Genomic DNA, 24,031 nt, shown 5'->3' with positions numbered 1-24,031 from the left:
GTAACGGGCGTGCCGTGTTTTGACGGTACGCCCGTTTGGTTGCAACCTGCTTTCGGGTGACTTGTCAGTGTGTTTTACGTCACAGTGGCGAGGGTTCTGGTGTCCAGGAGTTCGCCGAGGAGGTCTGTGAGGCTCACCATGCCGATGACGTCGCCAGGTTGAGCCGTCACCAGGGCCAGGTGGGCTCTTGCCTCCTGCAGGGCCGTCACCGCCTCAGGGACCTGGGTCACGCAGGGGAGCTTCGGTAGCGGGCGGCAGAGGTCTTCTGCCTTGCTTGCCGGCTGCAGGAGGGCGTCTCTTGCGTGGAGGGCGCCTCTTACGTTGCCTGGCGTGCCTACCAGGAGTCTGAGGTGGCCGCTCTTTGCCGCCGCTTCCTTGATCTCCTTTGCGTTTGCCTGGGGCGGGACCATGACCGCTTGGCCTATGGGGATCATCAGGCGTTCTATGCCCTCGTCGTCCAGGCGGAGGGCTCGGGTCAGGAGGTCGTGTTCGTCGCGGTCCAGGAGGCCCATGCGGCCTGACTCGCCCACCAGCATGGCCAGCTGGCGGGGGGTCCTGGTCGTGACCAGCTCGTTCCTGGGCTGGACGCCGAACAGGCGCAGGATGAGGTTGGTCAGGCCGTTCAGGGTCGACAGGAGCGGGCGCATCACCCAGGTGAAGGCGCGGAAGGGGACGGTCAGCAGCAGGGCCGAGCGTTCCGGGTGGGTCAGGGCCCACGACTTCGGCGCCATCTCGCCCACCACCATGTGGACGAAGGTCACCAGGGCCAGGGCGATCGTCAGAGCGATGGGCATGCGCAGGCCCTCCGGAACGCCGAGGGCGGCGAAGACCGGCTCCAGGGTGTGCTCGATCGCGGGCTCCGTCACCTGGCCGAGGCCCAGGGTGCACAGCGTGATGCCCAGCTGGGCGCCCGCCAGCATGAGGGAGAGCTGCTTGGTGCCCCCGACCGCCGACCTGGCCGCCAGCCTGATCAGGCGGTTGTTGCGGGAGGCGATCTCCTCCAGGCGGTGGCGCCTGGCGGAGACGAAGGCGAACTCCGCGGCCACGAACAGCGCGTTGAAGGCCAGCAGCGCGAGGCTGACGACGAGCATGGTCATCGGGCCACCTCCGCGTGCTGGACGGGGGCCACGCGGACCCACTCGGGCACTCTGCGGTTGAGAGATATCACTGTCAGCTCTGCCAGGTGTTCCTGCTCGTCCTCTGCGAAGGGGTCGGTGTCGTGTTCGATCGGCACCGTCACCGTGTCGCCCTCGTCGGGCATCCTGCCGAGCTTGGCCAGGACGAGGCCCGCGAGGGTGTCGTAGTCGTCGCTCTCCGGGAGCGCGACGCCCGTGGCGCGCTCGACCTCGTCGAGCCGCAGCCTGCCCGGGACCTCCCAGATGCCGCCCGGGTGCTCGACCACGCCGGCCGGCTCCGGGTCGTTCTCGTCGACCAGCTCGCCGACCAGCTCCTCGGCCAGGTCCTCGACCGTGATCACGCCGGCCAGGCCGCCGTACTCGTCGATGACGCAGGCGATGTCGTCCTTGGCCACGCGCATCCGGTCGAGCACGGCGGGGAGCGGGACCGAGTCCGGGACCAGCAGGGCCGGGCGGGTGATGCTCGCCATCTCGCCCTCCTGCAGGCCCGACGAGAGGAGCTCGCGTACGCCCGTCACGCCGATGACGTCGCCGTCCTCGTTGATGACCGGGTAGCGGGAGTGGCCGCAGCTGCGCATGATCTCGATCAGGTCCGAGATGGGCTGTTCGGAGCGCAGCACGACGACGCGCGGGCGGGGGACCATGATCTCCTCCGCCGTGCGGTCGCCGAACTCCAGCGCCCGTTCCAGCAAATCGGAGAGTCTCGGGGGGAGTTCGCCCGCCATGGTCGACTCCTCGATGATGCGGGAGAGCTCCTCCGGCGTCGCGCCGTGCTCCACCTCCTCCACCGGCTCGATGCCCACGCGCCTGAGCAGGCCCGTCGCGGCCGAGTCGAACAGCTTGACCACCGGGCCCACCACGGCCAGGTAGACCAGCGTCGAGCTCGCCAGGAACTTGGCCACCGGCTCCGGTCTGGCGATGCCCAGGTTCTTGGGCGCGAGCTCGCCCACGACCATCTGGACCACGGTCGCCACGAAGACCCCGATGGCGACCGAGAGTCCGGTGATCACGGTGTCGGACAGTCCGGTGTCCGCCAGCCATGGTCGTACGATCGTGGCGATCGCGGGCTCGGCCAGGAAGCCGACCAGCAGTGCGGTAACGGTGATGCCGAGCTGTGCGCCGGAGAGCATGAAGGAGAGGCGGGACGTGACCTGGAGCGCCTTTTCGGCGGCCTGGTCACCCGCCGCCGCCTGCTCGCGGAGCAGGGCGCGGTCGGCGGCCACGAAGGCGAACTCCTGAGCGACGAAGTAGCCGGTCGCCGCCGTGAGGAGGATGAGGGCCAGCAGGCCCAGATAGGCGCTCACCATGGTGAGCTCTCAGAGGAACCCGTGCTGGCGCACGGGCAAAGACTCCACGGGTCCGGAGCGGACACGATCTTCCCTTCGATAGAGGTCGTCCATAACCGTAACGATGCTGGTGGCATCTATGTTTCCGTGGTGACTCTTCCCTGGTTCTGCGTACTTTTCCATGGGAAAACCTTGGCCGAGTGTCTTCACTGGTAAGGGGTTCGACGTAGCGTTTATGACAAACCGAAGGGAAGAAGGCGAAGTGTCTGAGGACGACCGTACGCGGGCCATGCGCTCACCAGGCGACGGCCGCCCGCTGCCGCCGAGGCCAGGTGACGGCCTGCGCGCCGGGGGCGCGCCGGCCCACCAGGTCCCGTCCGCGCCCCCTGGCGGGCCGGGCGCGGCCACGCACAAGCTGCCTACGGCCCCGCAGTACCCCGAGCCGGGGTCAGGCGCCGCCTCTCCCGGCTCCGCCCCGGACGAGCCGCCCCAGGGTCGTTCGCGCGTGTACGGCCGGGCCCGCTCCGGCAACAGCCCGGCCCAGCCGCTGCGGTCGAGGCGCGGCCCCTCGGACCCGTCGAAGCCCCGCAGGCGGGTGTCCGGAAAGACGATCCTGAAGATCGTCGCCGGGCTCCTGGTCGTGCTGCTGGTGGCGGGCGTGGGCATGCTCTTCTGGATCAACTCCAGGATCGCCGGCATCGACGGCGTGCTCGACAACTATCCGGGCCGTCCCGCCGACACCCCCGGCACCAACTGGCTGCTCGTCGGCTCCGACAGCCGCAAGGGCCTGTCGGCCGCCGAGCGCAAGAAGCTCGCCACGGGCCGGGCGACCGGCGGGAACCGTACGGACTCGATGATGCTGCTGCACATCCCCGAGGGCGGCGACAAGCCGACGCTGGTCAGCCTCCCGCGCGACCTGGCCGTCGACGTCCCGGGCAAGAGGCGCGACAAGCTCAACGCCGCCTACAACGGCGGGCCGCAGCTGCTGGTCCGCACCGTGGAGTCGGTCACGGGCGTGTACATCGACCACTACATGGAGATCGGGTTTGCCGGGTTCGTCGGCATCGTGGACGCCATCGGAGGCGTCGAGATCAACGTACGGGCCGCCGTGGACGACCCGAAGGCCGGCCTCAAGCTGAAGAAGGGCACGCAGGTGCTCAACGGCGCCCAGGCCCTGGGGTACGTACGGACCCGCAAGGGCGGCGCGCTGCCCGACTTCGAGCGGACCAAGCGGCAGCGGCAGTTCCTGGGCGCGGTCGTGAAGAAGGCGGCCAGCCCCGGAGTGCTGATCAACCCGTTCACGTCGATCCCGCTGGCGATGAGCGCCACCGACGCGGTCTCGGTCGACGGCGACACGGGCGCCTTCGACCTGCTGTCGCTGGGGCTGGCGATGGGCGACAGCCCGGTGACGACGGTGGTCCCGTTCGGCGGCACCGAGCGGCTCGCGGACGGCGGCGAGGCGATCAAGTCGGACCGGCCCAAGGCGCTGGCCCTCTTCAACGCCCTGAAGGAGGACAAGCCGGTGCCGAAGGACGTCATCGACACCGGCAACTAGCGCGGCTCACCCGGAGGTGGAGGTCGTCGCGGCGACGGTCGCCGCGGTGATCGTCGTGATCATGACCGCGTTGATGGCGGCGATGGTCTGGGCGACCGCGTCGGCCGTCCAGGCGCCCTCCGCGATCTCCTTGACGCGCTGCCTGCTCGCCCCGGGGAAGGCCTTGCGGTCGAGCTTGGCCGCGTGCGCGATGGCGATCAGGACGGCCGTGCGGGCGTCGGGGTCGGCGCCCGCCAGCGCACTGGTCACCCGGTCCCTGACCGCGGCCTCCACATCGGGGTCGGCTTCAGGCCAGCGCGTCGTGGGGAAGATGCCCAGCACCTTGCCGCGCTGCTCGGTCAGCACGCCCGACTCCGCCAGCCTGGTGAGCAGGCGCCCGCGCAGCCTGGCCGACTGCAGCCGCTGGACCCACCAGGCGGGCTTGCGCTCCTTGCCCTCCTCGGCGATGCGGGCCAGCGTGGCGTCCAGCTCGGAGTCGCCGAGCGGGGACGGGTCCATGACCGTCACCTTCTTGTCCGACAGCTCCAGCCGGCCGTTGACGGCCAGCTCGGCGAGGAGCGCGCCGGCGAGGGCCGGGTCGAGCTGGGTCCCGGCGACGAGCGGCGTGCCCTTCTCGTCGTTGTAGGCGATCAGGAGGAGCTCTTCGGCGATCGTCACAGTCATGCTTCGACACTAACCTCCCAGCCATGACTATCTCGGAGACGTTGCACGCCGTCGGCCGCCCGCTGCTCCGGGCTCAGCTCGAGCACCCGACCGTGGCCGGCATCGCGCGTGGCGACCTGCCCGAGGCGGTGTTCAGGTCGTGGCTGGAGCAGGACTACCTGTTCCTGCTCGACTACGTACGGGTGTTCGCGCGGCTGGCCTGGCAGGCGCCCGACGGGCATCTGGGTGATCTGGTGGACCTGGCGCACACCACGTACCACGACGAGTTGAGCCTGCACAGGTCGTTGTCGGCCGAGTTCGGCGCGGATCTGGAGGGGGCGGTGAAGGGGCCGGCGTGCGCGGCGTACACGGCGTTCCTGCTGGAGTCGGCGGCGTCGTACGGGGAGGGGCTGGCGGCGCTATATCCGTGTATGTGGGGATATTCGAGTCTCGGGCAGATATTGGCGGAAATTTCCCCTGCTGAGTCGAGATATCGGGCGTGGGTGGACACGTACGCGGATCCGGCGTTCGCGGCGCTCACCGCGCGGATCGCGCAGATGATCGACGAGGCCGCGCCGGACCCGGCGCGGGCCGAGGAGCTGTTCGCCGAGGGGATGGCGCACGAGCTGGCCTTCTGGAGCGTGCCGTAGCCGTCCACAGGCTGTGGACGGCCGGACGCGCACGTACCCTGGGGACATGCCGGAACTTCCCGAAGTGGAGTCGCTCACCCATTTCCTGCGCGAACGGGCCGTGGGCCGCACGGTCCTGGGGATCGACGTGGTGGCCTTCCAGGCGCTCAAGACGTTCGACCCGCCGGCGACCGCGCTCGGCGGGCTGACCATCACCGGGGTGTCGAGGCACGGCAAGTTCCTCGACCTCGACTGCGACGGCCTCCACCTGGTCATCCACCTGGCCCGGGCGGGGTGGCTGCGCTGGCGCGACGACCTGTCGGGCGCGAAGCCCGTACGTCCCGGCAAGGGCCCGCTCGCGGTACGGGTCCGGCTGGCGCCCGACGAGGAGGGGCTGGCGCCCGGGTTCGAGCTGACGGAGGCCGGGACGCAGAAGCGCTTGGCCGTCTACGTCACCAAGAACCCGGACGGCGTCCCCGGCATCGCCGCACTCGGCCCCGACCCCCTCGACGGGTCCTTCACCGTCGAGGCGCTCAAGCGCATCGTGGGCGGCAACCGCACCCAGATCAAGGGGCTGCTGCGCGACCAGAAGATCATCGCCGGCATCGGGAACGCCTACTCGGACGAGGTGCTGCACGCGGCCAAGATGTCCCCGTTCAAGATCGCGGCCACGCTGACGGACGCGCAGATCGCCGACCTGCACGAGGCCATCATCACCACCCTGGGGGAGGCGGTGGAGCGGGCGCACGGGCTGGCGGCCAAGGACCTCAAGGCGGAGAAGAAGTCGGGACTGCGGGTCCACAACCGGACCGGGCAGCCGTGCGACGTCTGCGGCGACACGATCCGCGAGGTGTCCTTCGCGGACTCCTCGCTGCAGTACTGCCCCACCTGCCAGACCGGCGGCAAGCCCCTGGCCGACCGCCGGCTGTCCCGCCTTCTCAAGTGAGCTCGACGGAAGAAGGCACTGTGGAACCGCTCGACGACTACGACGTGCGCCAGTGGGACACGCGCGAGGACTGCGAGGTGCGTCAGATCCTCGACCGCATCGCCGACAAGTGGTCGCTGCTCGTGATCGCCCTGCTCGACTGCCAGAGCCTGCGCTTCACCCAGCTCCGCCGCGAGATCGACGGCGTCAGCCAGCGCATGCTCAGCGTGACCCTGCGCCAGCTGGAGCGCGACGGCCTGGTCAGCCGCACGGTCCATCCCGTCGTGCCGCCCAGGGTGGACTACGCGCTCACGCCGCTCGGCCGTACGCTGCACGAGACCATCAAGTCGCTGGTCACCTGGACGGAGACGCACCAGGAGGAGATCGCCGCGGCGCGTGCGGCCTACGACGCCAGGCGCGAGATGATGGAGTCATGACCGTTCCTGAGATCGAGGCCAGTGCCGTTCCGGCAGACGCTTACCTGCTCGACGTCCGTGAGCAGGACGAATGGGTCGCGGGGCACGCCCCGGAGGCCGTGCACATCCCCATGACCCAGATTCAGGGGCGGGTCGACGAGGTGCCCGGCGACCGCACGGTCTACGTCGTCTGCCGGGTGGGCGGCCGGTCCCTGCAGGTCGCGGCCTGGCTCAACCAGCTCGGGCGCGACGCCGTCAACGTCGGCGGCGGCATGCAGTCGTGGGAGTTCGCGAGCCGCCCGATGGTCAGCGAGACCGGGCAGCAGCCGTTCGTGGCGTAAAAAGGCCCCACTGTGGCGGTTTCGTCGTTGCTGAGGCATGATGAGGGCGCCAACTGCAGATTGTCGCGGGAGCTCGGGGTGCGCCGGGCTGAGAGGGCAGCCATAGATCCGCTGCCGACCGCCTGAACCTGTCCGGGTAATGCCGGCGTAGGGAGTGTGCGATGACGCATGTCGTCGACGAAGTTCCGCTGACTCTTGAAGGCAGGCCGCCGAAGACCCTGGGCGTGCTCGATCAGGGCGCGCTCTGGGCGAATCTCGGAGTCAGCCTCCTGGGCTTCTCCGGCGCGTTGCTCCTGCTCAACCCCCTGTCCGACGCTCCCCTCAGCCTGACCGCCGCGCTCCTGGCGACCGTGGTCGGCAGCCTGATCGGCACCGCCATGGTGGGCCTGTCCGCCGTCCCCGGCACCCAGACGGGGCAGCCCGCGATGGTGCTGCTGCGGGGCCTGTTCGGGGCGCGGATCTCGTACGTCCCCACGGTGCTGAACATCGTCCAGATGCTCGGCTGGGCCGCGTTCGAGCTGTGGGTGATCGCCAAGGCGGCCAGCGCGATCTTCGGCGCCGTGCCGTACCAGGTGTGGGTGATCGCGGCGGGGTTGCTGACCACCGCGCTCACGATCTGGCCGCTCGGGTCCGTCAGGCTGCTGCGGCGGTACGTCACCATCGGCGTGATCGTGTCGATGGTGTGGTTCGCCTGGTTCTTCCTCACCAGGGCGCCCGCGCACACCGGCGGGTCCTGGACGGCCTTCGCACCCGCCGTGGACTACGTGATCGCGCTGTCGGTGTCGTGGGTGCCGATGGCGGCCGACTTCGCCCGGCACTCCAGGTCGAGCAGGGCCGCGTTCACCGGCGTCGTCGGCGGCTATACGCTGGCTCAGGTCGCCTGCCTGGGCCTGGGCGTGTTCGCGGTGGCCATGGCGGGGGCCGACAAGGTGGCGGCCGACGGGACGTCGGTGTTCGGCGCGTTCGTGGCGGTGCCGCTGGGCGCGCTGTTCTTCGCGATCCTGGTGCTGCGGGAGACCGACCAGTCGTTCGCCAACGTCTACTCCACCACGGTCTCGCTGCAGAACCTCATGCCGCGGGTGGACCGGCGCGTCTTCTCCATCGCCATCGGCGTGCTGAGCGTCGCGATCGCCCTGGTCGTGGACGTCAACTCGTACGGGGCGTTCCTCGGGGTGATCGGGGCGGTGTTCGTGCCGATGTTCGCGGTGCTGGCCGTGGACTACTTCGTGCTCGGCGGCTCGCGGAGCTGGAACACCGCGGAGAACGCGCCCTCGCGCTGGTCGAGGCTGGTGCCGTGGGCGCTTGGCTTCGTGGCGTACTGGCTGACGACCTCCGCGCCCACGCTCGAGCCATGGGACGGCTTCTGGCAGGGGGTCCGCGACGCCATCGGCTTCACCCGGCAGCCGTGGATGAACGGGGCGCTCGGCGCGGCCGTGGTCGCCGTGCTGGTCACCCTGCTGATCAGCTGGTCGACACGCGCCTTTCGACGTTGAGCAGGTGTTGCTTGGCGGCCGCGCCGCCCGCGTAGTCGCCGAGCGCGCCGTCCTCACGCACCACCCGGTGGCACGGCACGATCACGCACACGGGGTTGGAGGCCAGCGCGTTGCCGATCGCCCGCAGCGCGCGCGGCCTGCCGATGCTCGCGCCGATCTCCTCCAGCGTCGTGGTGGTGCCGTATCGGACCGCCATCGTCTTCTGCAGCACCGTGCGGGCGAAGGACGTCGCCAGCGCCAGGTCGACGGGCGTGGTGAACGCGCGCAGGCGGCCGGAGAAGTAGGCGTCCAGCTCCCTGCGCACCGGGTCGAGCCGGCGCGGATCCGGCCCGATGAACCTGCCCACGTGCCTCGTGAGCAGCTCGTACACGGCGTTTTCCGGCTCGAAGCTGCACGCCGCGATGCCCTTGCCGGTGACCGCGAGCATCAGCCTGCCGACGGCCCCGTCATAGGGGCCGAACGCGATGTCGGGAGGCGCATCACCTCGATAGGTGCTGGAGGTCACGCGCAACAGGGCATCGAGATCGTTGCTCGACATGCCGCCAGCCTCCCGCCGCCGAGAATCACCGTGACCGCAGCGTATCGGACGGATCGCCCGACGCACTCACCACGCCACGTGCACTATGGAGGAGTGGGGGACGAATGGGCCGGTAGTGACGACGAAATAGCTCGCGCTGCCCTCGCCGGTTCGCCCAACGCCGTCGTGGTCGTCGACCGTGATCAGAGCGTACTGGTCTGGAACGAGGCGGCCGAACGGCTGTTCGGGTGGACGGCGGAGGAGATGCTCGGGCGCCGGGCGCCGATCGTGCCGGGCGAGCTGACCGCCGAGCACAACGCCGTGCTCGAACGCGTACGCACCGGCGGCCAGGTCTCGGTCCGCACCAAGCGCCTACGCGACGACGGGACCGTGCTCGACGTGCGCGTCGACATCAGCGCGCTGCGCCTGGGCAGCTCCGTGGCCGGGTACGTCTGCGTGCACCACCTCGCGCGGGCCGACCAGGTGGCCAAGGACCGCATGGCGCGCCGGGCCAGGCTGGTGCGCCGGCTCACCGACGTGGTCGGCGACATCAACTCCGAGCTGGAGCTGTCGGCCGTGCTCGACCGGATCTCGGCCAGCCTCACGGAGCTCACCGGGGCGGACGCGGGCGGGTTCGTGCTGATCGAGGGTGAACGGTTACGGCTGGTCAGCACGTACCAGCTGCCGGAGGCCATCAGGGGCACCACCACGGACCTGCGCACGAGCCTCGTCGACAAGCTCTTACGCACCGGCAAGACCGTCATGCTGGAGTCGAACGGGCTCCAGGACCTGGTCTGGGCCCGGCTGAAGGGGCTGCACACGATCGCACTGGGCCTTGCCGCCGTCGGAGGGCGCCCGTACGGGGCCTTGTACGCGCTGTTCGCCCAGAGCACACCCGGACACCTCGAACTGGAGCTGCTGGAGCTCCTGGCCGGTCACGCGGGCATCGCCGTCGGCAACGCGGTGGCCTACCAGGAGGCGGTGCGGCAGCGGGCGCACGAGCAGGCCGTCTTCGACGCCAGCGCCGACGGCATCGCCGTGCTCGACGGATCGGGACGGGTCGTCCGGTGGAACCCGGCCGCCGCCGAGCTCACCGCGTTCCCGGCCGAGGCCGTCATCGGCGGGCCGCCGCCGTTCCCGCTGCCCAAGCCGGGCGAGAAGGTCACGTTCCAGATGGAGACCGGGCGGTGGCTGGACGTGGTGAGCGCGCAGATCGAGGAGACCGGCGAGGTGGTCATCGACTTCCGCGACGTGACCACGGCCAAGGAGCTCGAGGAGGCCAAGGACCTGTTCCTGGCCACGACCAGCCACGAGCTGCGTACGCCGATCACGATCGTGCGCGGGTTCGCCAGCACGCTCGACCGGCGCTGGGACAAGATGAGCGACCCCGAACGCCGCTCGGCCGTGCACACGATCTCCGAGCGGGCCAGGTCGCTGGGCGAGCTCATGGACCACCTGCTGCTCGGGGCCAGGGCGGGGGCCGACGAGCTCAAGGTGCGGATCGAGGAGTTCGACCTGGCCGAGCGGATCGACGCGGCCACGCTCGGGCTGCCCGCGCTGTCGGACAAGCACCGGGTCGAGGTGGTCATCCAGGACGGGCTGCCGAACGTGCTGGGGGACGCCCTGGCCACGGACATCGTGCTGGGGCAGCTGCTGGAGAACGCGTTCAAGTACTCGCCCAAGGGCGGGCTGATCAGCGTGGAGGCCTGGGCCGAGGCCGACAACGTGGTCGTGGTCGTGGACGATGAAGGGGTCGGTATCGCCCCTACTGACCGAGAGAGGATCTTTGAGAGGTTCGTCCAGGTGGACAGCGGCGACCGGAGACGGTTTGGTGGAGTGGGGCTGGGTCTCTACATAGTCCGCAGCCTCGCCAGGGCCCAAGGCGGAGACGTGAGCGCGCACCCGAGACCCGGAGGCGGCACCCGGATGCGTCTCGAACTGCGAGCGTCGGGGGCCTAGTTTCACTATCGGATCCGACACACCGAGGCGGTAACGAGGTGGTCACAGTTGAGCTGATCTATCGTCCAATGTGTACAAGCTGTGATCGAGATGCGGTTTCTGGGATCGAGTAACGGGGCATTTCGGTCGTACCGGGGAGTGTTCCCGCGGGGGGCACAGGGAACGGGGAGGTGGGTGTGTCAAGCGTGGTGCTGCTGCCGTACGCGCCGTCCAGCGTCGCCGTCGCCCGCCAGCGCCTGAGCACTGAGCTGCAGGACAGCGGGGTTTTTTCGACGGCGATCGATGACGCGGTGCTCGTGGTGAGCGAGCTGCTGAGCAACGCGCTGAGGCACGCGCATCCCCTTCCGTCGGGGATGGTGAGAGTGGCGTGGCTTCGGAGTGACGATCACATCGAAGTGGCGGTGAGCGACGGGGGTGCGGCGACCGAGCCGCGCGCGGGCCGCCCGACCCTGTCGTCGCTCGGGGGCCGGGGGCTCGGCATCGTGGAATACGTGGCGGAGAGCTGGGGGGTCCGGCACGACGGTGACACGACCACGGTGTGGGCCATCCTGCCCGCTCCTCGCGGATCGATGAACGGGCAGGTCACAGCCCTCAGAGAGGCCGGCTAGCCAGCACCGCCCGCTCGGTCGTGGCCCATGCCATGGACACGAGCAGGTAGAGCCCAGCCGCGAGCGGCAGCACCAGCGCGGCGAGCACTGAGCCGTACGGCATCCATGGCAGGAGTCGCTTCAGCCAGTCCGGCTGGTCCTCGGTCACCTTGATGTTCCTGGCGGAGAACCATGCCACCACCGCGACCAGCGCGATGACCAATACAAAGACCAAAACCGGCGCACTGACCAGACCGAAATTGGCCACCGCCCCGGCGACCTGCTGACCCAGCGGAGCGCCGAAAAGGGTATGTCCGGCCAGCGCGGTCGGATGCGTGGCCACCCGGTACATCAGCCACATGAACGGAAACTGCCCCAGCATCGGCAAGAATCCGGCGAACGGCGAAGTGCCTTCCTTGGCGAACAGCGCCGAGGTCTCCTTGGCCAGCCGCTCGGGGTTGCGCGCGTGGCGCTTCTGGAGCTCGCGCAGCTTGGGGGCGAGCCGCTGGCGGAGCTTCATGGTCCGGGACTGGCGGACGTTCAGGGGGAGCAGCAGGAGCCGTACGGCCAGGGTGAACAGCACGATGCCCAGCGCGGCACTGCCCCCGGACATGCTGATGACGAACGTGACAAGAGAATCGATCATGAGCCCTACTTGGAGTGAGATGGGGAAAAGGGCTCACTCGTACGAGTAGCCCCGCTTGACGATGAAGCGGGGCGTGCCTAAGGGGCTCGTGGACGCGAGCGACCGGCCGCGTCAGGGTCGCGCTGCCGCTGGAAGGCCGTACGGCGCGCGTAACTCAGCGGAAAGCTCGGCGGCCCCCCACTGAGGATGGGCAGGAACGTGGCTGCCCACGTGGCCAGCAGCAGGATCGCCAGCATGGTGATCCCGACCAGCCACGGGTCGAACAGGAAGAACGTCAATGCGATCGGGAGGACTTGCCCACCACGGTGACCGCGACGAAGACGAGCAGAGCGATCACCCCGATGATCAAAGCGATCTTGATCAGGCCTACCAGCATCGGCAGCAGGAAATTGAACAGCACGAAGAGACCCAGCAGGGTCCCCAGCACAAGCATCACGACTCTACCCATGACAGCAACCGTACGTCGTCCGGACATGATCCGCGAGGCTTACGAAGCAATGACGTCCCTGACACTTACCTGTTCCCCGGCCGTACCGTGAAGTCGTGAACACGCGCATCCTGGTGGTCGATGATGATCCGACCGTTTCCGAGGTCGTCGCGCGCTATCTGGAGCGCGACGGTCACGAGGTCGAATGCGTCGGCGACGGGGTGGAGGCGCTGCGCAGGGCGCTGGCCCATCCGCCCGACCTCATGGTGCTGGACCTGATGCTGCCCAAGCTCGACGGGCTGCAGGTGTGCAGGAAGCTCAGGGAGCGCTGGCCCGTACCGGTGATCATGCTGACCGCGCTCGGAGAGGAGATCGACCGGGTGGTCGGGCTGGAGACGGGGGCCGACGACTACGTGACCAAGCCGTTCAGCCCGCGGGAGCTCGCGCTGCGCGTGCAGTCGGTGCTGCGGCGGGCGCGGGGGGCGTCCGTCACCGGCGGCACCGGGGTGCTGCGCGACGGGGATCTGGTGGTGGACGTGGGGGCGCACGAGGTTCGGCTGAGGGGGGACGAGGTGATGCTGACGGCGCGGGAGTTCGATCTGCTGGCGCATCTCATGCGCAATCCGCGGCAGGCATTCAGTCGCTCCGCGCTGCTGAACCAGGTGTGGGGGTGGTCGTTCGGCGACTCCTCCACCGTGACCGTGCACGTCAGGCGGCTGCGGGAGAAGATCGAGCCGGATCCGACCGAGCCGCGGAGGATCGTCACGGTGTGGGGGGTCGGATACCGGTATGAGCCGATGGAGGGCGGTTCCTGATGCCGCAGCCCGGTGACCTGCCCATGGTCGTCGCGGTGGCGGCCGGGCTCGGGCTCGTGGCCGCGCTGCTGGGCATCGGGGTGATGTGGCGGCTGCGTACCAGGTCCATCGGGGTGATGATGGCCGTGGTCGTGGTGGTCGCCGTGGCGGCCACGCTGGCCGGGGTCGTGGCGATCATCATGAAGATGATCATCGAGGGTCCCGTCAAGGACTTCGTGCTGAGTGTGGTGGCCGTCGGCGGGCTGGTGGGGCTCGGGGTGGCGTTCGTGCTGGCCAGGCGGGTGGTCGCGGAGAGCCGTCGGCTGGTGGCCGCCGTACGCGACGTGCCGTTCACCGCGCCCCGGGGGCTGCCGGCCGAGCTCCAGACCATCGCGAACACCCTGGAGGAGGCGTACGCGCGGGAACGGGCCCTCGAAGGGGCACGGCGGGAGCTCGTCGCGTGGGTGAGCCACGATCTTCGTACGCCGCTGGCCGGGATGCGGGCCATGGTTGAGGCCCTGGAGGACGGGGTGGTGTCCGACCCGCTCACGGTCGCGCGCTACCACGCCCAGATCAAGCTGGAGGTGGAACGGCTCTCGGGGATGGTGGACGACCTGTTCGAGCTGTCGCGGATCCACGCGGGGGCGCTGCGGCTGTCGCGTTCGCGCATCGGGCTGGCCGACCTCGTGGCCGACACCGTCGCCGGGGCCGAGCCGCTGGCCAGGGCCAAGGGGGTGGTCCTGACGGCCGAGGCGTCGGCGTCCCTGCCGGTGGAGGCCGACGCGGGGGCGTTGGGGCGGGCCCTGCGGAACCTCGTGATCAACGCCATCCGGCACACGCCGTCGGACCGGACTGTGGTGCTGCGGGCCGGGCTGGATGAGGAGGGGATGGCTTGTCTGTCGGTGGCGGACTGTTGCGGGGGGATTCCTGAGGAGGACCTGCCCCGGGTGTTCGAGGTCGCTTTCCGGGGGGAGGCCGCTCGTACGCCTACGGCCGACGGCGGGGCGGGGCTGGGGCTCGCCATCGCGCAGGGGATCGTGGAGGCGCACGACGGGGTGATCGGGGTGGTCAACGACGGGCCGGGGTGCCGGTTCGAGATCCGGCTCCCCCTGGTCGCCGGCTGACCGGCCCCCTCGTTCCTGACCCTGGCTCCTCGGCTGCCTCCTGCTGCACGGTGGCTCGGGCTGCTGCACGGTGGCTCGGGCTGCTGTACGGCGGCTCGGGCGCCCCTGCCACCAGCTTCCTGCCACCTGACGTCAGCCTCCTGACGGCGAGCGCTGGGCGCTCTTGGTACCGGCCTCCTGGTGCGGCCCTCAGGCGCTCTCCGGGAGCTCAGGATCGGCCGGATCCCTCGAGGCGCCGAACGACTCCGACATCGCTCGAAATGTCGGGCAGGGCCAGCGCCACATGCAGCTCCGGCACCGCAGGATCGGATGGGCGGCGTCGCTGGTGATGCCTCCCGCGTCCCTCGGCTGGTGAAGCTCGAGCAACCTCAGCCCGAGCTCCAAGAACCTGAGCAGATCAGCCCGGGCACCGCCCAGGAAGTCAAGGTCCTCGATCGCGAGCCGGGTGCGGATGGGGACGTAGCCTTCGCGGTTCACCAGGCTGCGGAGGCGCTCTGCTTCGTCATGCCATGAGGTGGCCTTCTCCGTGCGGATGAGGATGTTCTCCAGGCGCTCTCGGAGCCCTTGACGCTGAGGGTCTTCAGGTTTTTCTGCTTTCATCGTCGCGGGACCCGTCTGTCGTGCCCCTGCCCCTCCTTCGCCGTGAAGTCGTGCCGTGTCCGGTGTCACGCTGTCAAGCTTCGCGTACTCTCCGTTTCCATGGAGCCCAAACGGAGGACAAAAACCTGTGGTTGCCCTATCGGCGTGACAACGTGACCGGAAGCCTCCGCGCCGCTAGCCTGCCCATGTGGAGCTCAAGGTCTCGACTCGATCACATGCCGGGTGCGCACTGGTTGCCATCACCGGGGAAATCGACCTCTATACGGCGCCTCACCTGCAGTCCGAGTTCACTCGGCTGCTGCAGGAAGGGCCCAGCCGAGTGGTCATCGACATGTCCGCCGTGGATTTCTGCGACTCCACGGGGATGAACGTCCTGCTGTCCGCGCTCAAGCGGATGAAGGAGCAGGGAGGGGCGCTCGACGTGGCCGCCCCACGTCCTGCGGTCCGCAAGATCCTGCAGGTCACCGGGCTCGACTCGGTGTTCACCGTGTACGACGAGGTGCCGCAGGAGTTCCTCATAACCGAGGGCTCATGACGGGATCCGTGCTCGGATCCGAGGACGTACAGAGCGGGGTCGCCTCGACCCTGGCCGCAGGGGCGGCGCGCTGGACAGCGGCGCCGCTGCTCGCGCATGCGTCACACCGGGCACCTGCGGCGCGCTCTGAGGACGTGTCGCGCAGGACTCGGGCACCTCGACCTGGGGACACGCCGCGCAGGACCTCGGCAGCGCGTCCTGAGGGCGCGTCGCCGTCGCGCGGGACCTTAGCACCGCGACCTGCCGAGACGTCCTGCGTGACGGCACCGCCCCAACCCGCACATGGGGCATGCAGGACAGCAGCGCCCCGGCCTGCGCATGGGATGTGCAGGGCAGCAGTGCCTCAGCCTGCGCATGGGACGTCAAGCGTGGCAGCACTCCCGCCTCTGCACGAGGCCCTGCCTGAGGTCGCGCACGCGCTCCGGCACGAGGCCCTGCATGGGGTCGTGAACGTGGCCCTGTACGAGGTCATGCATGCGCTCCGGCAGACGGCCCTGCACGCGGCCTTGCAAACAGCCGCCCTGCACGAGATGGCGACTGTGACGGTGAATGCCACCATGCGCGGCACGTTGCAACCGCCTCACAACGTGCCGTACCGCCGCTGCCGTACCGACCGTGGCTGGAACGTCGGCTACGGTGGCAATAACGGCCCGAGTCGGGTCGCGAGTCACGGCCCGGGTCGAGTCGCCGGCCACGGCCCGGACGTCGTTCCCGGCCCCGGCGCTCGGCTGAGGAGAAACGGAAGCGTCGTGTGCGGAGGTGGCGCTCGGTGAGCAGCAGCGGCGACACAGCGGTCATCATCCCGGCCGCCAACGAAGCCGACCGCATCGCGGCCACCGTCACGGCTGCCGCGGCCCTGCCAGGCGTGGACCTGGTCGTGGTCGTGGACGACGGCTCGCGGGACCAGACCGGCAGGGTGGCCCGCGCGGCCGGCGCCAGGGTGGTGCGCCACAGCCGCAACAGGGGCAAGGCCGCCGCGATGGAGACCGGCGCGGAGGCCGTCCGTCTCCTCGACGAGGATGCCACCCCCCGCCACCTGCTCTTCCTCGACGCCGACCTGGGCGAGACGGCTCACGCCGCCGCACCCCTCATCGAGCCAGTACGCGCGGGCAAGGCCGACATGACCATCGCGGTCTTCACGACCAGGGTGAAGCTGGGCGGCCACGGCCTGGTCGTACGCCTGTCGAAGGAAGGCATCCGCCGGGCCACCGGCTTCGCACCCGCCCAGCCGCTCAACGGCCAGCGCTGCCTCACCAGAGCCGCTTTCGAGGCGGCCCGTCCACTGGCGCACGGGTTCGGGGTGGAGACGGCGCTGACGATCGACCTGCTCCACAAGGGGTACCGGATCGAGGAGGTCGAGGTCGACATGGCCCACCGTGCCACGGGGACGGACTGGCGAGCCCAGCTCCATCGAGCGATCCAACTCCGGGACGTGGCCCTTGCGCTAGCCACGCGAGAGCCGCTAATCGCCCAAAACCTCAACAAAATCCGCCCCAATCGCTGACCATCTCCACACCTGGGGACGACCACAAAGCCGTTTTCCCTCCTCGGGCCAGGACGGCGGCCTTCCCCTCCACAGGGACCCACAGCCTGATCCCGCTTATCCACAGGAACGTCCCGTCCGGCCGAAGCCCCCTCGCGAGTGTGCTGGAATTTGCCGGTGACTTCGGAGAAGCGGCACGAAAAGGCACGGGGCCGGCTCGCAGGGCTGGCCACGGCGGCGATCGGCGCCTCGATCCTGCTGACGATCACCATAGGCCTCCTCGGCCCATCCCCGATGGTGCCCGCGCTGACCGGCCCCAGCTGGCAACCGCCGTACTCTCTCGACGTCCACCCCAACCCTTACCTGGTGATCGCCTTCGCCGCCGCCGCGATCACCCTGGGCGGCCTCGGCCTCCTGACCGCCCTCACCCTGACCCGCCCCCCAAAGCTCCCCCACCCACCCACACCCACCCCCAACACCCCACCCACAGCCAGCTCCGACACTCCACCCGCGGCCAGCTCCGACACCCCACCCGCAGCCACTCCACCGCCCACCAGCCCGGACCACACCACCTCCCCACAGCCAACTCCGACGCAACCCGATGAGCACCAGTCACCTGCGCCGGGGGCAGCCGGTCCTCGGACCGACGTGACGGGGACCGACGTGCCGCAACCCCTTGCGCCGGGGACAGCCGGGCCCGGGACCGACGCGACGGGGACAAATGCACCGCGTGGGGCACTGTCGGGCAAGCTTTGGAGGCTGCCGAACGCCCGCCTCCTCGTCCTAATCGGCTGCACAGCCGCCGCAATCCTGGCGTTCCTACCGCCATCCGGCTCCGGCGACCACCTCAACTACGCCGCCTACGGCCGCATGGTGACACTGGGCCTCAGCCCGTACACCCATGGAGCGGTGGACCTGCCGGGCGACCCCATCGCGGACGCGGTCGAGGAGCCCTGGCGCGAAGAGCCGAGCGTGTACGGCCCGGTGGCCACGGCCGTACAAGCGGTGGCGAGCTGGATCGGCGGCGACTCCCTCCGCCTGACGATATTCGTGCTGGCCCTGGTCAACGCCGCCGCGTTCATAGCGACGGGCCTGCTCATCGACCGTTTCACCAGAGACGACCCGACCAGACGCCTGCGCGCCGCACTCCTGTGGACGGCCAACCCCCTCCTGCTCTACCAACTGGTGGCCGGAATGCACGTGGACACCCTCGCCATCGCCTGCATGGTCGCCGCCCTCCTGGCCAGAAGCCGCCCCACAGGATCCGGGTTCCTGCTCGGGCTGGGAGTGGCGATCAAGGTCAATGCCGGCCTCGTGGCCCTCGGACCCGCCTGGGAGCTAAGACGCCGCCCCGCCCGCCTGGCCCTCATGGCGGCCTGCGCACTCGTCGTAGTGGTCATCGGGTACGCGATCGTCGGCCCGGAAGCGATCGCCCCGATGACGCGCACCAGCAAGTCGATCTCCCACGCCTCGTTCTGGAAACTCGTCCAGGGCTGGCTCCAGTCCATCGTGGGCACAGGCAGCGCCTATCGAGGAGAGATCCAGATCGGCTCACTCCTCGTGCTCGCACTCCTCGCCTGGACCCTGCTCCGCCTGGCCTCCCGCTCCCGCCAACCCGGCCTCCCTCCAGCACCCACCCCGAGCAACGGGGCAACCCCCATTCCATCGAACGGGCCTGGCCACCCCACGACCACCACAACGAGCTACCAGGCAGCAAGCGAGCCAAGCAGCGCCACCTCGAGCACAGTGACCCACCCACCGGTTGGTGGACCAGGCAATGCCACCTCGAGCGGAGTGAGCCACCAAGCTACGAGCCGGGTGAGTAACGCCCCATGGGGCGGACCGACTAACGACCCAGGAAGTGGGACAGGTAACGACGAAGGAAGTAGACCGAGTACCGACCCAGGAAGTGGACCGAGTACCGACCCAGGAACTGGGACAAGTACCGACCCAGGAAGTGGGACGAGTAACGGCGCAGGTCGCTGGTCGAACCGCTGGACAGCGCCGCACGGCAACGGCGGACTTGAAGCACCGGTCGTGGCGGCCGGGCTGATGGTCGCCTACGTATTCGCCACGCCGTACATCCTGCCCTGGTACGACGGACTGGCCCTCGGATTGCTGGCGCTGGTGGTGGCCTCCACGGTGGACGGGTTCGTGGTCGCCCACCTGCTGGTCCTGTCGTTGGCATACCTCCCGGCCAGAGTGAACGGGCAGCCAGAGGATCTCGATTGGCTCAGGGAGGTGGTCCGGCCTCAACTCGCGTGGGTGCTGCTGGCCCTGACAGTGGCATTGGTCCTATGGGCGTGGCGAACTGCCAGACGCGAACGCCTCCCATCGGCGTCGGCTCAGGCGCGGCGCGTCACAGGGTGAGCGCCGATCGTTGGCGTCGGCCGGATGGGGCTGGGGTGCTGGTGGCTGGCGTCTGCTGGACACCGTTGCCTACCGGTTGATCCTCGTTGCCGGCGCGTGTTGGGTGGGCGGATCGTAAGGCTGGCGCTGGTGCTGTAGCCGCCGTGGTGATCAACATACGCGCCCAAAGGCACCCGATCCGGCGACGGACGGCACCGCCCCTGCTCACCGGGAGCGATGGCGGGGGCATCGGGCCGTCCAGGCCGGACCGGACGCCTGCGGGAGTGAGGGACCCGACCCCGCTTCCCCGGACCCCGGACCCCGGACCCCGGACCCCGGACCCCGGACCCCGGACCCCGGACCCCGGACCCCGCACCCTGGACCCCGGGCCTTGGATCACGGGCCTCGGATCACGGGCCCCCGGACCTCGGCCCCCGGATCACGGGCCCCGGATCATGGGCCTCGGGCCACGGGCCTCGGGCCACGGGGCACGGGCCACGGGGCACGGGCCACGGGGCACGGACGCGATCTGTGCTGGCGCGGTGCTTATGGGGGCGACCAGAACGCTCAGCACCGTTCGGAGCGTTCGGCTGAGCGTGTGCCACTCATGCTCACTCCATAGGAACGGTGGTGAGTTGGAGGGCGCGGACGCAGGCGGCCAGGGTCAGCGGGACGGCCACCGTCAGGGCCATGGCGGGGATGGCGATGCCGGAGTCGTTCATGAGGAAGCCGACGAAGGCGCACGTGAGGGCGCCGAACAGGCCGGCTCGGAGGGTGGGGGTCAGGCGGTAGGCCTGGCCGAGGGCGGAGGCGCCCCATCGCGAGGGGCGGTCGAGTATCAGGAACAAGAAGGCCAGCGCGACCAGCGAGAGGAGGGTCAGTGACCAGTTCCCGACGGTTACGCCGATCATGGCGCTGAACTTGCGCCCGACGACGGTCCACGCCTGGCCGTCGATGATCTGCTGGACGAAGTTGCCCAGGTGGGTGCGCTGGGAGTCGGGGCGCAGCCAGTCGAACACCGAGAGGGCGCCCACGAACGCGGCCCCCACGAGGCCGACGAGCAGGAGTCTCAACAGCGATACGCGTTTGCCGGAAAGCAGAATGAGGAAGACCGCCAAGCCGATCACGAACGCCGGTACACCGCCGAAGTCAGCTCCCCACGAAGGCCACCCGTCCGCGAAGACCGCGAGTCCCCCGTACAGGGCGCACGCTGCCACGACCACGACCCTGGACACCCCTCTGCCGAGCAACCACTGGGCCACGCCTGCGAGTCCGAGGATGGTGCCTGTGGCGTAGACGGCGAAGGCGATGTTGCTGAAGCCGTAGAAGCGGCCTCCGGTCACGGGCTCGTAGCCGGTTACTGCGTTCACCTGGAGCTTGGAGCCGGTCATGACGTCGATGAGGAGCGCGAGGGAGGTGACGGCGGCGACCACGGTGAGCGGGCCCAGCACGTGCGCCCGCCACGGACCGGCGAAGGCCAGGGCGGTGATCAGTCCGGCGATGGCCACGATCGTCACGATCACCGACAGCATCGGTACGGGCAGGGTCCACCAGGGCACCAGTTGGGCCAGGAACGTGGAGACGGGGATGGCTCCGCTGATCACCGCGACGATCTGGACGGATTTGAGGAGCTTGGAGCTGCTCGCGAAATCGCCGCCTGGGGTGCCGAGGGGTGAGGTGCCTTCCTGCGCAGTGGGCGAGGGCTTGATGGATGGGTGTTCGGCGGACGAGGGCCCGATGGGCGGGAGGTTGGTGGTGGAGGGTGACGTGGATGGGTGTTCGGCGGCGGATGGGGATTCCGCGGATGGAGGTTCGGTGGCTGAGGGGTCGGTGATTGAGGAGGCGCTGGGCGAGGGTTCGGTGGGTGGGGGGTTGGTGGAGGGGGGCCTGGTGCCGGGAGGAGTGGGGGAAGTGGGGTCTCGGCGGCGGCGGAGGGCCAGGGCGGCGAAGGCGTAGAAGAGGAGCTGGACCGTCACGAGGACGGCGAAGAACGGGCCGCGTACCTCCCGGAGCACCTGGCTCGCCAGGTCCCCGTCCGACAGTTCCGCCACTGTTTCGGCCGGTGTGGCGGCGGTCGGGCCGTTGGGTTGCCAGGGACGGCCGACCACTTGGCGTGGGGCGGGGAGGCCCAGGAGTTGGATGGCGGTGGCGGTGAGGTCGGTGATGGTGACCAGGGCGTCCTGGCGGGTGGAGGTGGCCGTGAGGTAGCCGTGGTCGTACGGCCGGCCGTTCGGCGACGGGCCCTTGGCGATCGCCACGTGGAGGTGGGCGATGGGGGACACGTCCGAGATGCCGGCCACGAGGGTGGTGGTGTTGGGGGGCAGTTTGGCGATCAGGGCGCCGATCTGCTGGTCCGCCTTGGTCGCGGCCGCCTGGCGGGCTGCGGCCGGTAGCGGGGTGGGGACGCCGTACTCGTCCAGTGGCTGCGCGGTCCAGGCGGTTGCCAGGTCGGCGGCTTCCATGATGATCAGGTTGTACGGGGTCAGGTCGCCGGCGGCGTCGAGGGTGGGGGCATATTTGGCGATATTTCCGGACTTGTCGGCTCCGGCGAGTGCGGCGCCTGGGCCGATGGCGGCGACCTTGCCTCCGTTGTCCGTTACCAGCTGGCCCAGCGTGCCGAGTTGGGCGTCGAACCCGGTTTCGGACTGGTACGCGGCCAGGGTGGGCCAGTTCGGGATCTTGGCCGCCTCCCCGGTGGGCTGCGGGGTGGGGGGTTGGAGGCAGCCCTTGCCTGCCGTACCGGCTCGCTGGCCTGCTGAGATGGTCAGCCAGCCCGCTGTGGGGCAGGTGATGCCGCGGTCCGGGGGTGGTACGGCTCGCGTGGAGAGGGAGGCGGAGGCACCCTGACTGAGGAGGGACCACAGGTTGGGGGTCCGGGATGGGTTGAGGTCGCTCCATTCGAGGCCGGGCACGCCGATGAGGGCTACGTGGGCTTGATCGAGCCCTTGGGTGGACTGCTGATGGTGCCGTGCAGCGGTGGTGGATGGGTTTGCGGACGTGCCGGGGGATGTCGCGGCGGCGGCGGAGGCCGGGGATGGGGGCAGGGAGAGGCACGTTGCAGTGGCCAGGCCGAGGGTGAGGGCGAGGGTGCCGAGAGTGCGCTTGGGTGCTCTTGCCTTGGAGGTGGGCTGGAGCATCGACCTGGCGGAGACGTGCGCGGGCGTGAGCCTGGTGACAGCGTAGGTGGCCGGGGTGGCGGTGGGGGGTTCTGATCTGGGCCGGGGGGCGGTGGCATCGGCTGTGCGCGTGGGCGTCAGCCCGGTGGTGCTTGGGGCGAGGGTGGGGTGGGCGCCGTCCCGGTTGGGCGTGGCGTGCGGCATGTACGGACCCCCATTGTTTGCCCTCGATCAACAACAGCCACGGTAACGTGCCACATCGTGACAAGTGGCGAGGTGCGAGTGGTACGGCGGCAGTGGTGGGCGTGGGCGGTCGTGGTGCTCGTGGTCGCGGCGGCCGCGGCGCCCCTGGTGGTCGTGTGGCTCACCAATCCGGATGACCAGCGGCTGGTCGACCTGGACGTTTACCGTACCGGGGGCCAGATGCTGCTCGAGGGCCGGCCGGTGTACGACTATGTCACACCCGCCCCGCAGCTGTTGCCGTTCACGTACCCGCCCGTAGCGGCGATGCTGGCGGTGGCGCTGGCCGAGATGTCGTGGGGGACGGCCCAGTGGGTCTGGACGGCCGGGATATTCGCGGCGCTGGCCGTGACCGTGTGGCTGTCGTTCAGGCAGGCGCTCACGAAGTACGTGCCCTGGGTGTTCGCGCTGCTCATGGTGGCCTGCACGTACCTGATGCCGATCAGGGACCAGGTGCGGTTCGGGCAGGTGGACATTCTGCTGGTCGCGTTGTGCCTGGCCGACTGCGTGGTCAAGCGGCCCTGGTGGCCGCGGGGGTTCCTGATCGGACTGGCCACGGCCGTGAAGCTCACGCCGGGCGTCTTCCTGATCTACCTGCTGGTCACGCGGCAGTGGCGGACGTTCTTCATGGCGGCGTTCACGACGGCGGTGCTCACGCTGCTGCCGTTCGCGGTGATCCCGCGGGACGCGTCGCAGTTCTGGTTCTCGGCACTGCTCGATCCCGAGCGCCTTGGCTCGAACAGGGGCACCACCAACCAGTCGATCCGCGGCATGCTGCTCCGGCTCTACCTGCCCGAGACGGCGACGTACGCGATCTGGCTGGTGATCGTGGCCGTGGTCGGATGGTACGGGTTCCGCGGCGCGCGGGCGGCGTACCGGGCGAATGACCAGCTCACCGCGGTCGCCCTCGTCGGGCTCATGGCCGTGCTGCTCTCGCCCGTCGCCTGGATCCACCACCTCGCTTGGGTGGTCGTGGTGCTCGGCGCGATCGTGGGCGACGGGCGCGATCCGGTCAGGCTGCGGGTGGCGGCGGGCGTGTGGCTCTACTACGTGCTGCCGATCCCCTGGTGGGGCGTCTCGCTGAAGGCGGCCAACATCCCGGGGGTCAGCCTGGTGCTGGGGAAGATCGTTCAGAACGGGTTCGGGCTGGGCGCGCTGGTCCTCGTGTGGTTGTTGGTGTCCTGGTTGCCGAAACGGCGTCAGATCGCATGACCGAGCCATTACCCTCTGT

The 24,031-nt window shown here is 69.6% G+C and carries 23 protein-coding genes and 1 riboswitch; of the genes, 14 read left to right on the top strand and 9 right to left on the bottom strand.

The window, feature by feature from the left end:
- Positions 1-74 precede the first annotated feature (74 nt).
- Positions 75-1,097 carry a hemolysin family protein gene (locus AB0L65_RS52795; RefSeq protein WP_364263217.1) on the bottom strand — a complete coding sequence of 341 codons (1,023 nt, stop codon included), beginning with the start codon at positions 1,095-1,097 and terminating at the stop codon, positions 75-77.
- The gene (locus tag AB0L65_RS52790) at positions 1,094-2,443 is read right to left on the bottom strand and encodes a hemolysin family protein (RefSeq protein ID WP_364263214.1); all 1,350 of its coding nucleotides are present in this window, start codon (positions 2,441-2,443) and stop codon (positions 1,094-1,096) included. Before AB0L65_RS52790 ends, AB0L65_RS52795 begins: the two co-directional genes overlap by 4 nt.
- Before the next feature lie 241 nt (positions 2,444-2,684).
- Between AB0L65_RS52790 and AB0L65_RS52785 the strand changes: the two genes are divergently transcribed.
- Positions 2,685-3,977 carry an LCP family protein gene (locus AB0L65_RS52785; RefSeq protein WP_364263211.1) on the top strand — a complete coding sequence of 431 codons (1,293 nt, stop codon included), beginning with the start codon at positions 2,685-2,687 and terminating at the stop codon, positions 3,975-3,977.
- A gap of 6 nt (positions 3,978-3,983) precedes the next feature.
- On the opposite strand, the gene AB0L65_RS52780 is transcribed toward AB0L65_RS52785, so the two are convergent.
- Complete coding sequence (locus AB0L65_RS52780; protein ID WP_364263208.1) at positions 3,984-4,640, bottom strand: GPP34 family phosphoprotein; 657 nt, start codon at positions 4,638-4,640, stop codon at positions 3,984-3,986.
- 23 nt (positions 4,641-4,663) lie between these two features.
- On the opposite strand from AB0L65_RS52780, the gene AB0L65_RS52775 reads away from it, so the two are divergent.
- The 5 genes from AB0L65_RS52775 to AB0L65_RS52755 all read left to right on the top strand — a co-directional run bounded on the left by AB0L65_RS52775 (position 4,664) and on the right by AB0L65_RS52755 (position 8,423).
- Positions 4,664-5,269, top strand: a complete 606-nt coding sequence (locus AB0L65_RS52775; protein WP_364263205.1) for a TenA family protein — start codon at positions 4,664-4,666, stop codon at positions 5,267-5,269.
- Positions 5,270-5,315: 46 nt separating this feature from the next.
- The gene (locus tag AB0L65_RS52770) at positions 5,316-6,194 is read left to right on the top strand and encodes a DNA-formamidopyrimidine glycosylase family protein (RefSeq protein ID WP_364263202.1); all 879 of its coding nucleotides are present in this window, start codon (positions 5,316-5,318) and stop codon (positions 6,192-6,194) included.
- A 20-nt stretch (positions 6,195-6,214) separates the two neighbouring features.
- Positions 6,215-6,610 carry a helix-turn-helix domain-containing protein gene (locus tag AB0L65_RS52765; RefSeq protein ID WP_350732399.1) on the top strand — a complete coding sequence of 132 codons (396 nt, stop codon included), beginning with the start codon at positions 6,215-6,217 and terminating at the stop codon, positions 6,608-6,610.
- Positions 6,607-6,930 carry a rhodanese-like domain-containing protein gene (locus AB0L65_RS52760; protein WP_350732401.1) on the top strand — a complete coding sequence of 108 codons (324 nt, stop codon included), beginning with the start codon at positions 6,607-6,609 and terminating at the stop codon, positions 6,928-6,930. Before AB0L65_RS52765 ends, AB0L65_RS52760 begins: the two co-directional genes overlap by 4 nt.
- 55 nt (positions 6,931-6,985) lie before the next feature.
- Positions 6,986-7,101, top strand: a riboswitch (TPP riboswitch).
- Positions 7,092-8,423 (top strand): cytosine permease, encoded by a 1,332-nt coding sequence (locus AB0L65_RS52755; protein WP_364263199.1) that lies wholly within the window; start codon positions 7,092-7,094, stop codon positions 8,421-8,423. Its footprint overlaps the riboswitch before it by 10 nt.
- Here AB0L65_RS52755 and AB0L65_RS52750 read toward each other — a convergent pair.
- Entirely contained in the window at positions 8,392-8,961 is a 570-nt protein-coding gene (locus AB0L65_RS52750; protein ID WP_350732404.1) for a methylated-DNA--[protein]-cysteine S-methyltransferase, read from the bottom strand. The genes AB0L65_RS52755 and AB0L65_RS52750 overlap by 32 nt on opposite strands.
- A gap of 93 nt (positions 8,962-9,054) precedes the next feature.
- On the opposite strand from AB0L65_RS52750, the gene AB0L65_RS52745 reads away from it, so the two are divergent.
- Positions 9,055-10,899: a PAS domain-containing sensor histidine kinase gene (locus AB0L65_RS52745; RefSeq protein ID WP_364263196.1), complete on the top strand. Its 1,845-nt coding sequence runs from the start codon at positions 9,055-9,057 to the stop codon at positions 10,897-10,899.
- A gap of 176 nt (positions 10,900-11,075) precedes the next feature.
- Entirely contained in the window at positions 11,076-11,507 is a 432-nt protein-coding gene (locus AB0L65_RS52740) for an ATP-binding protein (protein ID WP_350732408.1), read from the top strand.
- On the opposite strand, the gene yidC is transcribed toward AB0L65_RS52740, so the two are convergent.
- From yidC to AB0L65_RS52725, 3 genes are all read right to left on the bottom strand, one after another.
- Positions 11,491-12,132 carry a membrane protein insertase YidC gene (yidC, locus tag AB0L65_RS52735; RefSeq protein ID WP_364263193.1) on the bottom strand — a complete coding sequence of 214 codons (642 nt, stop codon included), beginning with the start codon at positions 12,130-12,132 and terminating at the stop codon, positions 11,491-11,493. The genes AB0L65_RS52740 and yidC overlap by 17 nt on opposite strands.
- 77 nt (positions 12,133-12,209) lie before the next feature.
- Positions 12,210-12,410 (bottom strand): DUF6412 domain-containing protein, encoded by a 201-nt coding sequence (locus AB0L65_RS52730; RefSeq protein WP_350732412.1) that lies wholly within the window; start codon positions 12,408-12,410, stop codon positions 12,210-12,212.
- Entirely contained in the window at positions 12,407-12,580 is a 174-nt protein-coding gene (locus AB0L65_RS52725; protein WP_364263190.1) for a hypothetical protein, read from the bottom strand. Before AB0L65_RS52725 ends, AB0L65_RS52730 begins: the two co-directional genes overlap by 4 nt.
- Positions 12,581-12,675: 95 nt before the next feature.
- Here AB0L65_RS52725 and AB0L65_RS52720 point away from each other — a divergent pair, with 95 nt between their 5' ends.
- Together AB0L65_RS52720 and AB0L65_RS52715 are read left to right on the top strand one after the other, a co-directional pair.
- Entirely contained in the window at positions 12,676-13,374 is a 699-nt protein-coding gene (locus AB0L65_RS52720) for a response regulator transcription factor (RefSeq protein WP_357751989.1), read from the top strand.
- Positions 13,374-14,477: a HAMP domain-containing sensor histidine kinase gene (locus tag AB0L65_RS52715; protein ID WP_364263187.1), complete on the top strand. Its 1,104-nt coding sequence runs from the start codon at positions 13,374-13,376 to the stop codon at positions 14,475-14,477. Before AB0L65_RS52720 ends, AB0L65_RS52715 begins: the two co-directional genes overlap by 1 nt.
- A gap of 189 nt (positions 14,478-14,666) precedes the next feature.
- On the opposite strand, the gene AB0L65_RS52710 is transcribed toward AB0L65_RS52715, so the two are convergent.
- Positions 14,667-15,146, bottom strand: coding sequence for a hypothetical protein (locus AB0L65_RS52710; protein ID WP_364263184.1), 480 nt, complete (start codon positions 15,144-15,146; stop codon positions 14,667-14,669).
- A gap of 118 nt (positions 15,147-15,264) precedes the next feature.
- Between AB0L65_RS52710 and AB0L65_RS52705 the strand changes: the two genes are divergently transcribed.
- The 3 genes from AB0L65_RS52705 to mptB all read left to right on the top strand — a co-directional run bounded on the left by AB0L65_RS52705 (position 15,265) and on the right by mptB (position 19,465).
- Complete coding sequence (locus AB0L65_RS52705; protein ID WP_185069723.1) at positions 15,265-15,612, top strand: STAS domain-containing protein; 348 nt, start codon at positions 15,265-15,267, stop codon at positions 15,610-15,612.
- 769 nt (positions 15,613-16,381) lie between these two features.
- A complete protein-coding gene (locus AB0L65_RS52700) occupies positions 16,382-17,116 on the top strand; it encodes a glycosyltransferase (RefSeq protein WP_364263181.1) in 735 nt (244 codons plus the stop codon).
- 273 nt (positions 17,117-17,389) lie between these two features.
- The gene (mptB, locus tag AB0L65_RS52695; protein ID WP_364263336.1) at positions 17,390-19,465 is read left to right on the top strand and encodes a polyprenol phosphomannose-dependent alpha 1,6 mannosyltransferase MptB; all 2,076 of its coding nucleotides are present in this window, start codon (positions 17,390-17,392) and stop codon (positions 19,463-19,465) included.
- Positions 19,466-20,055: 590 nt separating this feature from the next.
- Here mptB and AB0L65_RS52690 read toward each other — a convergent pair.
- Positions 20,056-22,764, bottom strand: coding sequence for a hypothetical protein (locus tag AB0L65_RS52690; protein WP_364263178.1), 2,709 nt, complete (start codon positions 22,762-22,764; stop codon positions 20,056-20,058).
- 57 nt (positions 22,765-22,821) lie between these two features.
- Here AB0L65_RS52690 and AB0L65_RS52685 point away from each other — a divergent pair, with 57 nt between their 5' ends.
- Positions 22,822-24,012: a glycosyltransferase 87 family protein gene (locus tag AB0L65_RS52685; protein WP_364263176.1), complete on the top strand. Its 1,191-nt coding sequence runs from the start codon at positions 22,822-22,824 to the stop codon at positions 24,010-24,012.
- Positions 24,013-24,031: the final 19 nt, after the last annotated feature.

Origin of the sequence: Nonomuraea sp. NPDC052116, assembly GCF_040680035.1 — a bacterium.
Classification (GTDB): Bacteria; Actinomycetota; Actinomycetes; order Streptosporangiales; family Streptosporangiaceae; genus Nonomuraea; species Nonomuraea angiospora_A.
Note: the sequence above shows the minus strand (reverse complement) of the source record. Positions and strands in the feature narration are given on the sequence as shown.

What these genes read in the sequence shown, in the direction of transcription:
- mptB (WP_364263336.1), top strand. Translation starts at nt 17,390, where the DNA reads ATGGTGCCCGCGCTGACCGGCCCCAGCTGGCAACCGCCGTACTCTCTC.
- AB0L65_RS52780 (WP_364263208.1), bottom strand. Translation starts at nt 4,640, where the DNA reads ATGACTGTGACGATCGCCGAAGAGCTCCTCCTGATCGCCTACAACGAC.
- AB0L65_RS52790 (WP_364263214.1), bottom strand. Translation starts at nt 2,443, where the DNA reads ATGGTGAGCGCCTATCTGGGCCTGCTGGCCCTCATCCTCCTCACGGCG.
- AB0L65_RS52760 (WP_350732401.1), top strand. Translation starts at nt 6,607, where the DNA reads ATGACCGTTCCTGAGATCGAGGCCAGTGCCGTTCCGGCAGACGCTTAC.
- AB0L65_RS52775 (WP_364263205.1), top strand. Translation starts at nt 4,664, where the DNA reads ATGACTATCTCGGAGACGTTGCACGCCGTCGGCCGCCCGCTGCTCCGG.
- AB0L65_RS52770 (WP_364263202.1), top strand. Translation starts at nt 5,316, where the DNA reads ATGCCGGAACTTCCCGAAGTGGAGTCGCTCACCCATTTCCTGCGCGAA.
- AB0L65_RS52795 (WP_364263217.1), bottom strand. Translation starts at nt 1,097, where the DNA reads ATGACCATGCTCGTCGTCAGCCTCGCGCTGCTGGCCTTCAACGCGCTG.
- AB0L65_RS52690 (WP_364263178.1), bottom strand. Translation starts at nt 22,764, where the DNA reads ATGCCGCACGCCACGCCCAACCGGGACGGCGCCCACCCCACCCTCGCC.
- AB0L65_RS52755 (WP_364263199.1), top strand. Translation starts at nt 7,092, where the DNA reads ATGACGCATGTCGTCGACGAAGTTCCGCTGACTCTTGAAGGCAGGCCG.
- AB0L65_RS52715 (WP_364263187.1), top strand. Translation starts at nt 13,374, where the DNA reads ATGCCGCAGCCCGGTGACCTGCCCATGGTCGTCGCGGTGGCGGCCGGG.
- yidC (WP_364263193.1), bottom strand. Translation starts at nt 12,132, where the DNA reads ATGATCGATTCTCTTGTCACGTTCGTCATCAGCATGTCCGGGGGCAGT.
- AB0L65_RS52750 (WP_350732404.1), bottom strand. Translation starts at nt 8,961, where the DNA reads ATGTCGAGCAACGATCTCGATGCCCTGTTGCGCGTGACCTCCAGCACC.
- AB0L65_RS52725 (WP_364263190.1), bottom strand. Translation starts at nt 12,580, where the DNA reads ATGGGTAGAGTCGTGATGCTTGTGCTGGGGACCCTGCTGGGTCTCTTC.